The sequence below is a fragment of the Endozoicomonas elysicola genome (genome assembly GCF_000710775.1).
GTDB classification, from domain to species: Bacteria; Pseudomonadota; Gammaproteobacteria; order Pseudomonadales; family Endozoicomonadaceae; genus Endozoicomonas; species Endozoicomonas elysicola.
In genome coordinates this window covers 2,398,007-2,410,589 of record NZ_JOJP01000001.1, presented here as the reverse complement: position 1 = coordinate 2,410,589, position 12,583 = coordinate 2,398,007, and the positions used below count along the sequence as shown (strand labels likewise).

At 45.3% G+C, this 12,583-nt stretch carries 13 protein-coding genes; 5 read left to right on the top strand and 8 right to left on the bottom strand.

Annotated elements, in window-relative coordinates:
* Positions 1 to 311 precede the first annotated feature (311 nt).
* The 5 genes from GV64_RS10345 to GV64_RS25245 form a co-directional block, all read right to left on the bottom strand.
* Positions 312 to 692 carry a hypothetical protein gene (locus GV64_RS10345; protein ID WP_020582745.1) on the bottom strand — a complete coding sequence of 127 codons (381 nt, stop codon included), beginning with the start codon at positions 690 to 692 and terminating at the stop codon, positions 312 to 314.
* 1,125 nt (positions 693 to 1,817) lie between these two features.
* Positions 1,818 to 2,981: an ABC transporter permease gene (locus tag GV64_RS10340; protein WP_020582743.1), complete on the bottom strand. Its 1,164-nt coding sequence runs from the start codon at positions 2,979 to 2,981 to the stop codon at positions 1,818 to 1,820.
* On the bottom strand, positions 2,969 to 3,688 hold the full coding sequence (locus tag GV64_RS10335) for an ATP-binding cassette domain-containing protein (RefSeq protein ID WP_020582742.1): 720 nt from the start codon (positions 3,686 to 3,688) through the stop codon (positions 2,969 to 2,971). Before GV64_RS10335 ends, GV64_RS10340 begins: the two co-directional genes overlap by 13 nt.
* Positions 3,685 to 4,104 carry a ZrgA family zinc uptake protein gene (locus tag GV64_RS10330; protein WP_020582741.1) on the bottom strand — a complete coding sequence of 140 codons (420 nt, stop codon included), beginning with the start codon at positions 4,102 to 4,104 and terminating at the stop codon, positions 3,685 to 3,687. Before GV64_RS10330 ends, GV64_RS10335 begins: the two co-directional genes overlap by 4 nt.
* 4 nt (positions 4,105 to 4,108) lie before the next feature.
* On the bottom strand, positions 4,109 to 4,342 hold the full coding sequence (locus GV64_RS25245) for a hypothetical protein (protein ID WP_020582740.1): 234 nt from the start codon (positions 4,340 to 4,342) through the stop codon (positions 4,109 to 4,111).
* 462 nt (positions 4,343 to 4,804) lie between these two features.
* Between GV64_RS25245 and GV64_RS10320 the strand changes: the two genes are divergently transcribed.
* From GV64_RS10320 to GV64_RS10310, 3 genes are all read left to right on the top strand, one after another.
* Positions 4,805 to 5,734, top strand: coding sequence for an OmpA family protein (locus tag GV64_RS10320; protein WP_020582739.1), 930 nt, complete (start codon positions 4,805 to 4,807; stop codon positions 5,732 to 5,734).
* Between the two features lie 188 nt (positions 5,735 to 5,922).
* The gene (locus tag GV64_RS10315; protein ID WP_020582738.1) at positions 5,923 to 6,804 is read left to right on the top strand and encodes a DMT family transporter; all 882 of its coding nucleotides are present in this window, start codon (positions 5,923 to 5,925) and stop codon (positions 6,802 to 6,804) included.
* Between the two features lie 5 nt (positions 6,805 to 6,809).
* Positions 6,810 to 7,550, top strand: coding sequence for a tRNA1(Val) (adenine(37)-N6)-methyltransferase (locus tag GV64_RS10310; RefSeq protein ID WP_020582737.1), 741 nt, complete (start codon positions 6,810 to 6,812; stop codon positions 7,548 to 7,550).
* Positions 7,551 to 7,615: 65 nt separating this feature from the next.
* On the opposite strand, the gene GV64_RS10305 is transcribed toward GV64_RS10310, so the two are convergent.
* From GV64_RS10305 to GV64_RS10295, 3 genes are all read right to left on the bottom strand, one after another.
* Positions 7,616 to 8,077: a hypothetical protein gene (locus GV64_RS10305; RefSeq protein ID WP_020582736.1), complete on the bottom strand. Its 462-nt coding sequence runs from the start codon at positions 8,075 to 8,077 to the stop codon at positions 7,616 to 7,618.
* A 54-nt stretch (positions 8,078 to 8,131) separates the two neighbouring features.
* Entirely contained in the window at positions 8,132 to 9,625 is a 1,494-nt protein-coding gene (locus GV64_RS10300; protein WP_020582735.1) for a protein kinase domain-containing protein, read from the bottom strand.
* Between the two features lie 526 nt (positions 9,626 to 10,151).
* Positions 10,152 to 11,219: a class I SAM-dependent methyltransferase gene (locus GV64_RS10295; RefSeq protein WP_020582734.1), complete on the bottom strand. Its 1,068-nt coding sequence runs from the start codon at positions 11,217 to 11,219 to the stop codon at positions 10,152 to 10,154.
* Between the two features lie 178 nt (positions 11,220 to 11,397).
* Here GV64_RS10295 and yciA point away from each other — a divergent pair, with 178 nt between their 5' ends.
* Positions 11,398 to 11,781: an acyl-CoA thioester hydrolase YciA gene (yciA, locus tag GV64_RS10290; RefSeq protein WP_020582733.1), complete on the top strand. Its 384-nt coding sequence runs from the start codon at positions 11,398 to 11,400 to the stop codon at positions 11,779 to 11,781.
* Between the two features lie 16 nt (positions 11,782 to 11,797).
* Positions 11,798 to 12,418 carry a uridine kinase gene (gene udk, locus GV64_RS10285; RefSeq protein WP_020582732.1) on the top strand — a complete coding sequence of 207 codons (621 nt, stop codon included), beginning with the start codon at positions 11,798 to 11,800 and terminating at the stop codon, positions 12,416 to 12,418.
* The last annotated feature ends 165 nt before the right edge of the window (positions 12,419 to 12,583 follow it).

Sequence of the window (12,583 nt, the reverse complement as noted above, 5' to 3'; positions counted from 1 at the left end):
AAAGGTGGTTGAACGACTTAAATCAGTGGTTCCATGATATCGCCCAACGATAATAGAAAAAATTACTTAGCTTGTTTTACATAAACTCTATCAATTACTGGCTTTAATAAGGCAGTAATCTTTAGCTTCCAGATATGCCAAAATTTCATTCAGAGTGATGACTATCTAATGATAAGCGTAATTTTTTCTTAAGCTTTATCCTCAATCTTAATCATGAGTCAAGCTGGGTGTAGCCAGCGAGTTGACTGAAAACACCCAGTTATTCAAAATAGATAAATTGTTTGAGTGATGAATATTGTAGGTATATCATACTACAGCCATTCATCTTCAATATATTCATCTCCAGTAGATTCCTGATCAAAGCAAATTCGATAAAAATCCATGGGGTCAGGATATAGTTTTTTTCTGAAATCATCACAGGAAGATACATCATCACTCTTTTCATCATCATTTACTTTTTTAACTGAAAAAAGCTCGTTTCCAATCTTGTCAATTTTATATATGGTGGATTGAGTCAATGCAGCGTCAGTAACGCTGTCAAATATTTCGGCTCTATCCAGAATACTTAGGTTATTTTCGCCCTCAGTTTTTTTAACATCACGCAAATTATGAAAGCTTGGTCTACCTGGTTTATGATATTCAGGTGTACTTGCTTTCTCAAACCCCTTAACTATATCTAATACTTTAGTCATAACCTTCCCCTCCTTGGTTGTGTGTATTCTATACAATATCCTAACTAAGTGATTCCAAAAATTAGACCAATGAGGAATGGTCAACGATGATCGAAAAGAATAAAGTAAAAAAGTTAACTAGAGAATTAATTTTAAATACATTGATTCTCAATCATTGAAGCCAAATGGGAATAACTCATAAAAACGACTTAGTGAGTTTTAAGAAAAATCTGTTTTTCCAGACTATAAGCAGTTAACCAAATTAATTTTCACCTTCCAGCGTTTTCAAAGCATCGATAATATGATGCGCAACTATTCTGAGCACTTTACCAAAGCAAAAACAGCATCCATCTTTCATCATATTTTTAAGGTAAAAATAACAGAACTTGATAAGCCAAATTAGAAATCACATGCGCCCCCTTCTTCAAACCTTAAGATATTTCATTCTCAAAATACTCTGCACCAATAGCCACTACAGGAAAACTGTAGTGTGGCTCACATTAATAAATTAAGCACTGGGTTAATTCTATTGATAAGTAGCTGCACCTGTTAAATCGTTCATTTCTGGCTTCGTGGTTAGGCACTATACAATGCGCAGCCGAGTGGCTGATCGTTGAATCAGAAAATATGATTTTATATGTTTGGGTACTTATACCCTATGGTGGCAGCCCCATCCCTGGATGCCGCCAAAAACTAGTCTGGATCAAAATGAAGTTGCATAGTTTTTCAAATACTAGGGACTGTTGGTGTTGTTGCGTTTTTTTATGTTGATGTTTCGCCTTCAATACCACTCCTATCCATGGCGTGTCCTGATCCACTAAGCACACAGCCAAAAATCAAAAGTTCAAATACCTTGAAACCAAAACACCTGAAAACTATATTCTCTCTGTATAGCAGTAAAAAGGCCTGACTGTTCACCCATCTTTATTTAAATTTGTTATGCCGCATTGCGAAGCAGGAGGTTCCATAATGTTATAAAAATCCCTCGAACAATGTGAAGCCCGCCCTCTAGGGGGCGTTGATTAGTAACTGCTTGGGAAAATGTTCGAAATCAGGTTGACACAAAAATGGATTGGCAGTTCGAAACTGAGGACGCATGGGTAAAGCTGAAAAAACTCTACCCATCAATCTCATTGAGATGATGTACTAGGTTCTTTTAGAAAAACCGTACATCCGCCATGCGGGCAAACAGGCAATCAAAAATCCGAGTAAAAACAACAACAACAGCCAGAACAGGTGCCCGACAGGTAACGCGATGCTGTTGACAACCGGAATCCAGCCACCCAGGAAAAGAGTGGAAACTTTGTATAAGACAACACCAGAAAACAGCGCAAAGATAATCTGAAGTACTGGCTCAGCCAGCGTAAGGCCTGCCAACTGCCAGGGTCTTGCTCCAACCATCCGTAATAATTCGACCTCTTGTTTTCGCTCTGCAAAACCGGCGGAAAGATTGAAAAAAATCATCATCAGCGAAAGAAGTACGATGATAAAGCTCATGGCCATAAAAACATTATTCAACATCCGCTCATAATGACCCAGTTTTTCCAGCTCTAAAGCGGGAATAACCACTTCAAGAGGTACCTGGTATTTTGACTTCAGGGCCTGCTGAACCTTAAACAGCGATTGTCGGTGCTTCAGCTTTATCAATATAAAATTGATATAGTCAGATTTTATCCCATGAGCTTTTCGGGTTTTTCTCAACCCTTCTATAGGTATCAGTATGTTATTATCCAGTGATGTTCCAGTTTCCATTAAAACACCCTGGATAATAAATGGGGTTTGATATTCATCCTTTAATGAAGGTGAAAAACCATTGGCAATGGTTAACGTCTCTCCCGGATGATATTCTTCAGCCAGCTCAGAGCCTATAAATGCCGAAAGGTCATTTCTGAACACCGTGCCCGCCCCGCTGGACCCAATAAAATTAACTGCTTTTAGTTTTAGAGTATCCATATAACGCCCAGTGCTGCCGGTGACGGTATAGCCTCGATGGCTTTCATTGGTCGACACGGGCGCAACCCATTCTGCCTCCTTAAGGCCAGCAATATCCTCATAAACTTCCCAAGGAATAACGCGAGGGGGAGGTCCGATGCGGAAAAGGCTGTAAAGTACAAGGTGTACCGGCTGCGAAGGAGCCCCTACAATAAGGTCCGCCTCTGAAGACACTTGTCTGGCATAGGATCTCACTGCTTCATGGATATGGCTGATAACTAAAAGGAGAGCAACGCTGAAAGCCAGTGCGAGAATTGATATTGTTGAGCGTCCAGCCCTCTGACCGAGGCTTTTGCGCATAATCTTCATAATGACCATCGGTTTTCTCGCTCCCTGGCCAGGTTCAACGTCTTCATATCCAAGTACCTGTCAAAACCATCAATGCTATTTTCATCATGGGTTGTACAGATCAATGTTGCTCCACTTGCACGACATTCATCTTGCAAAAGCTGGTAAACGGCTTTCTTACCATTACTGTCCATGGCAGAAGCAGGCTCGTCTGCCAGAACAAGTTGAGGTTTACCGACCAGTGCCCGGGCAATAGCAAAACGTTGCTGCTGACCAGCGCTGTAATTCGCAGCATCTTTTGATAGCCGGGATGGGTCTTTCAAACTGAGTTTCCTGATCAGACGGAAGGCATCGTTCGCTGCGGTCTCAGAACGCCTTTCAGCTTCTTCTTTCCTTTTTGACGAGAAATAACAGGGCAGCAGTATATTATCGAAAGCACTCAGGTAAGGAACCAGACGATAATGCTGAAAGACAAACCCAATAGCGTCGGCACGGAGCCGTTCCAGAGAAGAGGCACCGATTCTTCTCATATCATTGCCCAGAACAATCACATCCCCGCTATTACAACGAGTCAGCCCCATCAAAGCCCTTAAAAGTGCCGTTTTGCCAGAACCATTGCCACCCTGAATACAAACCGTCTCACCAGCAGTAATTGCCAGTTCCGGAATATTCAAAATTTCTGTTTCACCAATTTTTTGCTCAAGGTCATGAATAGAAACGGCTTGAGAACCTATCATTTCAATACCCCCGACTTGATGATGACCTGCAATTTGTCAGGATAAACAACGGTCTTGTTTTGCCACTTCTCGGTGGTCAGCCACACATCGACGGCTTTCAAGTCAGGCAAGGCATCATAAAGTTTCACATCAATGAATTTGAGCTGCTCAGGTCTTTCACAATGGAACGCTTGAAAGCCGTTAATTTGATCCGCCCCCTGATTGACTTTATGCCCTTTCACCCGACAACGGGCAGCAGCTGGCGGCAAGGCAAAATACGACATACGCTTAAGCTGACCATACAAGAGCCCCACATCCATTTTTTTCTTTAGTACTGATAAAGACTCTTCCTTAAGGGCAATATAAAGCGTCAGGTTTTCGCCGGAAATACTGATATCCAGCCCCATTCGGGCAGGCTCAACAGCTCTGTGCAGCATTATCTCAGCCTGACTTTCCATACCGTGTAAAACAAGCAGAAACAACCAGCATGATTTCACTGATATTCGCCTCACGAGGCGCAGAAAGAGTGCTATAACTCGCTGTATGGATACTGGAATCTTGGTGGGCATGCTCACAGTTATCGGTCACATTCCAGGAAAAATAAGAGTCTGCCGCCAACTTGCTGCCTACTTTTGCACCGATCAAACCAGCACGATGTTCATCTCTGCAAATCATTCCATATCAAACGTAACCTTTTGCTTTATTGGTAACTTTCTACTGGCTACTAATTATTTTGACCTATACTCGAAGCTGCTAATCCTCCAATAACTCATCACATTTTATGCACCCTGTTTCAGTTATAAGCAGTTGGCCATATGAAATAGAATATTTCTGGCTGAGTGGATAGTTGTAATGCAAAGGCACGACATAGGGAGCATAGTTATAGCCATGTGACCTGAGTCGTAACGTCCTAAGGCTGCTGCCCACTTAATTAGAAAATATGATTTCATGTGGTTAACTACTTGAGTATGAACTGACAACCAAAGCCCCTCTTCACTCCTGATCAGACTTACTTAAAAACCTGAATGGAGTTCTCGGCAGATAATGTCAGGCACAGTGTTCAGATCATGCGATGGGAAATTCTTATTCGATTAGACGTCAACACATCCCTAACCCGACACACTTGGAGTTTGATTCATGCGTTTCATCACTCCCTGCAAAATGCTGACCCTTTTCATGATCGCTCTTTTTCTCACCGGCTGTGCCAGTGATGGCCATATGAGTCGATGGAGTCAATGTGCCCTTATTGGAGCGGGTACAGGTGGTCTTATTGGTGCTGCAGCCAATGGTAAAAGCTCATCCGACAGTGGAAAATCAGCAGGCTATGGCGCTATTGGAGGTGCTCTCGTTGGTGCCGCTATCTGTGCATTGACTGGAGGTGACAATGATGGCGACGGTGTGCCCGATAAAAAAGATCGATGTGCTCATACGCCAGCGGGTGTCAAAGTTGATAAGAGTGGCTGCCCTCTCGACTCTGATAACGATGGTGTTCCTGACTACATGGATAAGTGCCCCAATACACCTTATGGTGTAAAAGTAGGCCCTGACGGCTGCCCGGATTCTGACGGTGATGGCGTTCCAGACAATATGGATCGTTGCCCCAATACACCGGCAGGCGTTGCTGTTGACCAGTATGGCTGCCCTTCGGACAGTGATGGCGACGGTGTTCCCAATGCAATGGATAAATGCCCAAATACCCCCAAAGGCGTTCCCGTTGATGCCGATGGCTGTCCTCTGCAGAGAGAGCTTGGCATTGTCTACTTCGGCTTTGATAAAACGGACATTGATCAGCTGAGTCGCCAGGAGCTGGACCAAATCGCTGATGCTGCCAAAAAACAACCCAATGTTCGCCTGACTGCGGTTGGTTACACCGATTCAACCGGACCAGTGGAATACAACAGGAAACTCGCGCTGCGCCGGGCTGAAAGTGTCAAAAAGTACCTGGAAGAACGTGGAATCAATGGCAATCGAATCAAGGCGGTTGCAGGTGGTGTACTGGAGGCCGGAGATCAAACCAGAGAAGGCCGCAGACATAACCGTCATGTTACCATCACCATTGAACGCTAACCTCTATCAGGTATTTCCCCCATATCTATAGGTAACCACAGAGGTCAAAAAAAGCACGAAGACAAGTTGTTTCCTTTGTGGTCTTTGTGATCTCTGTGGTTAAACGCTTTTGCCTGTTTCTTTTGGGACCTGTGAGATAGTATTGTCACAACGCAAACTTACTCACTTAACGTCTCCAAGCAGTATTCATGACAGACAATAGCAAAGCCTGTTTCTACGCCCTGGCTACGGCCTTATTGTGGTCGACCATTGCCACCGCCTTTAAAATAGCCCTTAAACACCTTGACCCATGGCAACTGGTTTTCTGGTCTGTGGCTACCTCAACCATCCTGCTGAGCATCATTGTGATCATTCAGGGCAAAACAGGGTTGATTGCCTCTCAATTTAAGCGCTCTCCCGGACTATTCCTGTTATTAGGGCTGTTAAATCCCTTTCTCTATCACGTAGCCTTGTTTGGCGCCTATGACCTCTTGCCTGCTCAGCAGGCTCAGGCGTTAAATTACAGCTGGCCTATGGCATTGACTCTGCTTGCCGTTCCCTTGCTGGGCAGAAAACTGTCCTTTAAAAGCCTGCTCTGCTGCCTGCTCGCCTATGCGGGTGTATTGATTATCTGTACCCGTGGAGAATTTCGGAATCTTAATTTTTCCAGCCCAACGGGGGTAGTCCTTGCCCTTTCCAGTACCATTATCTGGGCACTGTACTGGATTTTTAATACTCGTCGTGACGGGGATCCGGTGGTCAGTCTACTGATCTGTTTTCTCTGCGGACTGCCCTGGATTATTGGTGCCACCCTCCTCTTTTCCAGCGTATGGCCAGTTTCCACAGAAGGCCTGGCTGCTGCGGCCTATGTTGGTCTGATTGAGATGGGCTTCGCTTATATTCTATGGCTGAAAGCACTCAAGCTGGCAGACAATACGGCCATGATCAGTAATATCAGCTATCTGAGCCCATTTTTATCATTGATCTTTATTGCCAATATACTGGGAGAATCCATTTATCCGGCCACTTACGCAGGGCTGATTATGATTATTGTTGCCGTACTGGCTCAGCAGCACCTATCTAGAAAGTAAATATCATGGTCAGAAACCGTTACTTTGCTTTTAAGCAGTTCAAAATCGAACAGGGCCAGTGCGCCATGAAGGTCACCACCGATGCCTGCATCTTTGGCGCCCTCTTCGGCCAGTCACCTTCTCTTCAGAACAGCCAGACTGTTCTGGATATTGGTGCGGGTACCGGACTGCTCAGTCTGATGGCAGCACAGAACAGTCAATCAAGCATTACCGCAATTGAGCTTGATGAAGAAGCGTCAAAACAGGCTGAAGATAATTTTGCCCAGAGTCAATGGGCTGATCAGTTGCACCTGGTCAACAGCTCAATACAGTCCTTCTCTGCAACCAGTGAACAACGCTTTGATTGTATTATCTCCAACCCTCCATTTTTTCAGCAGGCGTTCAAAGGTAACGATCATCGCAGAAACCTCGCTCGCCATACGGACAGCTTGAGCTTTTCAGATCTTGCAAAAGCGATTGGCAAGCATTTGGCCAATAGTGGAGAGGCATGGATTCTACTCCCCGTGGAATCCACCACTCTGTTTCTGACGGCAGCGGTTCAAGAAGGACTTAAGTTGATAAAACAGGTTGGGTTACGTTCTTCAAGTAGTCACAATAACCACCGTTATATTCTGGTGCTAAAGCACCTGAACGATACGGAAGAATCACAGGAGGTTCATGAGCAGACGGTGACTATATATGACCAGCACCCGCATTATACTGAAGAAATAAGGCTGCTGATGTCGCCTTATTATCTGGCGTTGTAAGCGCCAGGAGCCTGACCGAGAATAGCGCTCGTAGCGAGGGTGGCAGTCTATTCTCGGACAGGCTCCTATTGATCAGCAACGATATTCAGGCAACTGTTCCCAAAACAGCTATATAGTCGATCAGCTGCATGCAGGGGATTATTGTCACGAAACGGTTCTACCGGTTCCTTATCCGGCAAGTAAAAAGCCTGTTCCTGTGCAGGCAACTGTCGATTAGCAGAGTTAACCAACAGATCTCTCGAAGCATCGCTTAACAAGCTGTCTCTGTGCGGCTGAAGGTTATTCTTTTTCTCCGTTTTCCCGAACCGGACTGACCGATCCTCACTCGCCAACTGCTCGTCAGGCTTCAGATTATCAGCCTGACGGCTTTGCGGGCTTGCTACATCAATGGTTGATGAACGGAGATCATCAGATGAATATGGCATTGCCAGTCGAACTCTTGGCCGGTTATCCGACTCCAGAGCCCACAACAGTGTGACCAGAAATACCCCGAGAAACATCCACGCGGGCTTAATATTATTATTCATATTGTTGCCGTTCGGATAAGTGTGAAGCTTGATCAGGAAGATAAGAGCTCCCAGTCAGCTTAATGAAGCGGGCTCTCTCAAAAGCGTCCTGACCTCCCCTAGCCTCATTCTCTCATCAGGGTTAAGTGCCAGTAAACCAGTTACCATTTTTTTTAATAAAGGAGCATCCGGGTGGTTCTTTTCACGGGCAATACTGGCATCAAACAACTGACCGATAATATCCCCTCCCATTCGTACTAATTTTGTACTCAAACAGTCTGAATCAGACACTGAGGATGACTCTGACACGGCCATGTCACTAGTGACCACTTCGTTTGGAAACATTTCTGCAAACTTCTTATTGATTATTGACTCTATTTCCTTGCGCGACCCGGCTGCTGCGGTCTCCCATAAAAGAATCCCATAACTCCACAAGTCAACTGAATAAGAGTAAAGTCGACTATCATCCTCTTCATAACCGAGCATCTCAGGAGCAATAGCCATGGGAGATCCACAAAAAGTTCCCGTTAGGCCATGTTCAAACAGTTGCTTTGAAAGACCAAAGTCAACCAGTTTAAAGACCCACTGACCTGTGTCCGAAAGTGTAACAATGATATTATCAGGCTTAAGGTCGCGATAGATTACTTTTCTGCTGGTATGCAAAAAATCTAGAGCCTCTGCAAGCTGCGAGGCAAGCTCCTTTGCCAGTGACACCCCCCCTGCAGGGATTTGTTCAAAGCTTTTCCGTTTTGCCAGCAACTCAAGAAGGTCTATACCATGAACATACTCACTGATAATTATTTTTAACTGCAAACTTCGACAATCATGCTCGCTTATATCCGCCATACTATGGATGGGTATGTATTGACCACTGTTTATATCCTGCATAATAAATGTATGAACTTTGGCGACATTCGGATGAGGAGGTAACGTTAGACCAACAAACTCACCCCTACGTGCTTTGAAATCGTCATAGCAGTTTCCACCCTCGTGCTCATGATAAACGACTGTTGTTCCATCATTTGCCAAGCTATGAATCTTTACGGCATAAGCGGTACCTTCAATATCTTGATATTGGTAGACAGTCCCAAATGCTCCGGAATTTATTTTCCTTTGTTTAAATAAACCAAAACAACCCCAAAGTGCATCATCATCATCTTCATAAACATCCCCTTTACCCCAGCCTCCCTCAAGTAACCTTAACCCTCCAGGGGTTTCCTCAACATCATCAGTGCTAACTGACGATAAATCAGGAAGTGGAGCAGACCACAGATGTTGATTTTTTACACCCCCTCCATCCCATTGTTCAAAGCAGAAGGTGTCAGAGGTAGCTCCGGCGACGGGGAAAAAGTGAGGCACTGCATCAATCTCAAGCTGGCGTGAGTTTCGTCTTTCAATAGCAGTGGTCGTATCAGGATCACTTCGATTCAGACAACAGCAAAGCCTGGACTGAACCCAGGCAAAGCAGTCTCTTCCAAAACTGGTAGCACGGTTGAAAACGCCACCCGTAGAAGCTCCTCCAGACCCATTAGAAGACTCAACTGGACCCGAATTACGCAGACTGAGCATCACGGCAACCTTCTATTGCATGTATGCAAAAGCACCCCATCTAAAACAGTGCCTGAATATAAGTGAGTTAGGTTCTGTTGACATAAGTTTCCTTTCTCAGCTCAAGTCAGAATGCATCTGACTAGGCGCAAGGGCGCAGGAATACTCAGGTCTTTCAAGCCATTGCAACAACGGCAGAAGCATTCTGACTTGAGCCCGGAGGATGATTCGTAAAGCCGCGTTCCAGCTTCGTTGAACTGGTTTGATGTAGAACCACTACATCTGTACCAGCTCGCCTCGTGTAATAGGGCTTTACGAACCACTGAGTTTGGAACCTTATGTCAACAGAACTTAGTAATCTGCCGGAAAGTTTACAAAACCAGGGGAGGTTCACAATTGGACATATGCCCCCCCTAGCTGGAAGGTATATTTTAAAAAAACAGATAGTCCCAAGAAATAAACCCAAAACTTTCCACAGACGTAAACCTTAAAATAAGAGTTAACACAGAAGAAAAGGTTCCTTAAAGGCGACTTCTTATATATGCCATTATCTATTCACTGCGCGATAAACTGAAAACCCATCCTTAGTCAGCAACGTCTCACAGTGGCCAAAAGCCTTTTGAATAATGGGTGGATAACGCAGGAAGCTATTGGCTACAATTCTCAGTTCACCTCCCCGGCGAAGCATCTGGTGCGACTGGGAGAGAAACTGCTCTGTCACTTCGTAGTGCGTTTTAACACCCTGATGAAAGGGAGGGTTGGAGATGATCATATCGAACTGACCGGTCACTTCCGAGAGGCCATCGCTTGGTAACACTGCAAACGACTTGCTCCCCAGAGCACTCATGGTTTTATTACTGCTGGCCAAGGCCAGAGCATCACAGTCCACCAGAGTAAAATCATGATCACCCGCCATGGCATTAATATAAGCGGAAATCACACCAGCGCCACAGCCAAAATCCAGCACTTTGCCAGAAGGCACCACATCCAGTGTTTCCAGAAGAACCTGAGTCCCCCGATCCAGGCGACCATGGCTGAAGACTCCGGGTAACGAGGTAATGTCCATATCCATAGAAGCTGCGCTGACTGAAAACGTTTCAAACCATTGCTCAAGAGTGAAGTTATCCGGCTTTTTCAATGGCTCTAAAGCTTCCAGCAATACACAGTGACGGGCGTTATCCACACTCTTAACCACGCCAAAACTGCCCTTCAGCCGCTTTTTCCAGGATTTGATACCTTCATCGTTTTCACCGACCAGCCAGACGGGTACGCCTTCTGGTAAAAAGTTCAGCACCATCTCAAGCCAGAAGTCCATCAATGGCTTACTTTTCTGAAGAAAAACAAGAACACCATCAACAGGGCGGGAAAGCTCAGCTGACAGTACCGGCGCAAACGTCAGAGAAAATCGATCAGTCAAACGACTTTCTAATGGAAGTAAACACCGATAGGCACTGAAATCCCGGGTTAATGCTGTGATAAAGCCAACACCATCATCCAGCAGACGCATTGCGAGATCATCAGCAGGCAAACCAACCACAACAAGGTGCTCAAGCTCGAATTGTTCCTGATTACGGATGACCAACTGGGATGGATTGGATAATGGGAGGAAAGTCATAGATCTCAACGTTGGTAACGGATGGGTAACAGATGCACTTAAATCAGGCACTTATACATTAATAGCCTCGCCCTTTCCATGCCCACCCCCATAAAAGCTTTCATGGAAATACGGATTTACAAGGCAAAGCTGCAAGCATAGCATTCGCCGCCAATGACGATCAGTATGGAGTTTTCTGATGACTGAACCACAGGGTGATCTGGTTCTGCGAACACTGGCTATGCCTGCTGACACCAATCCCAATGGTGACATTTTTGGTGGCTGGATTATGTCCCAGATGGACATTGCCGGAGGTCTCGCCGCCAAAAACCGCTGTAATACCCGGGTATCAACCGTAGCTGTTGAGTCCATGAGCTTTATTCATCCGGTCAAGGTCGGTGATGTGGTTTGCTGTTATGCTGATATTATTCGCGTCGGCAACACCTCTATGCGCATTAAGCTTGAAGTGTGGATTCTTTCTCACCCTTTCAAATCAGAAGAGCGTCATAAGGTCACTGAGGGATTTTTCACATACGTTGCGATAGACGACAACGGAAACCCTGTACCTGTAGAAAGAAACTGAAAACCGGACCCATCTCATGAAACAGAAGACCATTCTTGTCGGCATCGCCGGCGCCTCCGCTTCAGGTAAAAGCCTTCTGGCGGACACTCTGGTTGAAGAACTCCAGTCTGAGCATCTGTGTGTTATTTCAGAAGATTCTTACTATAAGGATCAAAGCCACTTAAGCATGGAAGAACGGGTTCGAACCAATTATGACCACCCGGAGTCCATGGATCATGACCTGATGCTGGAACAGATGATTCAGCTGAAAAATGGTGAAGAAATCGACGTACCGCTCTACGATTATACCCAACACAATCGTCGTGAAGACACCCGAAAGGTCAATCCGGCACGGGTCGTTATCTACGAGGGAATATTGCTCTTTACCAATCCGGCTATCCGGGAAGCCTTTGACCTTCGCTTCTTTATGGACACCCCTCTGGACATCTGTCTGATCCGCCGGATGAAGCGGGACATCCTCAGCCGTGGCCGCGATGTAGACTCCGTCATTAAGCAGTACCTGGAAACAGTTCGTCCAATGTATATGCAGTTCATCGAGCCAGCACGCCAGCACGCGGACCTGATTATTCCTCATGGTGGAAAAAACCGGATTGCTATTGATCTGATCAAAACCCAGATCCGCAACCTGATTGACTAAGGGTGCTCTCAGGGTGGACATTCAGCATTTATTCCTTATTTTAATGGGTTAAAGATTGAACCACAGAGTTCACAAAGAAGCGCTTTTCTTTTCCTTTGTGCTCTTTGTGAACTTTGTGGTTCAAAAAATCCCTGCGACCCCGTTGCCGGGAGGGGGAGCACAATT

Excerpts from the sequence above, each read along its gene's own strand:
- GV64_RS10345 (WP_020582745.1), bottom strand. The coding sequence starts at position 692 with ATGACTAAAGTATTAGATATAGTTAAGGGGTTTGAGAAAGCAAGTACA.
- GV64_RS10340 (WP_020582743.1), bottom strand. The coding sequence starts at position 2,981 with ATGGTCATTATGAAGATTATGCGCAAAAGCCTCGGTCAGAGGGCTGGA.
- GV64_RS10335 (WP_020582742.1), bottom strand. The coding sequence starts at position 3,688 with ATGATAGGTTCTCAAGCCGTTTCTATTCATGACCTTGAGCAAAAAATT.
- GV64_RS10330 (WP_020582741.1), bottom strand. The coding sequence starts at position 4,104 with ATGCTGCACAGAGCTGTTGAGCCTGCCCGAATGGGGCTGGATATCAGT.
- GV64_RS25245 (WP_020582740.1), bottom strand. The coding sequence starts at position 4,342 with ATGATTTGCAGAGATGAACATCGTGCTGGTTTGATCGGTGCAAAAGTA.
- GV64_RS10320 (WP_020582739.1), top strand. The coding sequence starts at position 4,805 with ATGCGTTTCATCACTCCCTGCAAAATGCTGACCCTTTTCATGATCGCT.
- GV64_RS10315 (WP_020582738.1), top strand. The coding sequence starts at position 5,923 with ATGACAGACAATAGCAAAGCCTGTTTCTACGCCCTGGCTACGGCCTTA.
- GV64_RS10310 (WP_020582737.1), top strand. The coding sequence starts at position 6,810 with ATGGTCAGAAACCGTTACTTTGCTTTTAAGCAGTTCAAAATCGAACAG.
- GV64_RS10305 (WP_020582736.1), bottom strand. The coding sequence starts at position 8,077 with ATGAATAATAATATTAAGCCCGCGTGGATGTTTCTCGGGGTATTTCTG.
- GV64_RS10300 (WP_020582735.1), bottom strand. The coding sequence starts at position 9,625 with ATGCTCAGTCTGCGTAATTCGGGTCCAGTTGAGTCTTCTAATGGGTCT.
- GV64_RS10295 (WP_020582734.1), bottom strand. The coding sequence starts at position 11,219 with ATGACTTTCCTCCCATTATCCAATCCATCCCAGTTGGTCATCCGTAAT.
- yciA (WP_020582733.1), top strand. The coding sequence starts at position 11,398 with ATGACTGAACCACAGGGTGATCTGGTTCTGCGAACACTGGCTATGCCT.
- udk (WP_020582732.1), top strand. The coding sequence starts at position 11,798 with ATGAAACAGAAGACCATTCTTGTCGGCATCGCCGGCGCCTCCGCTTCA.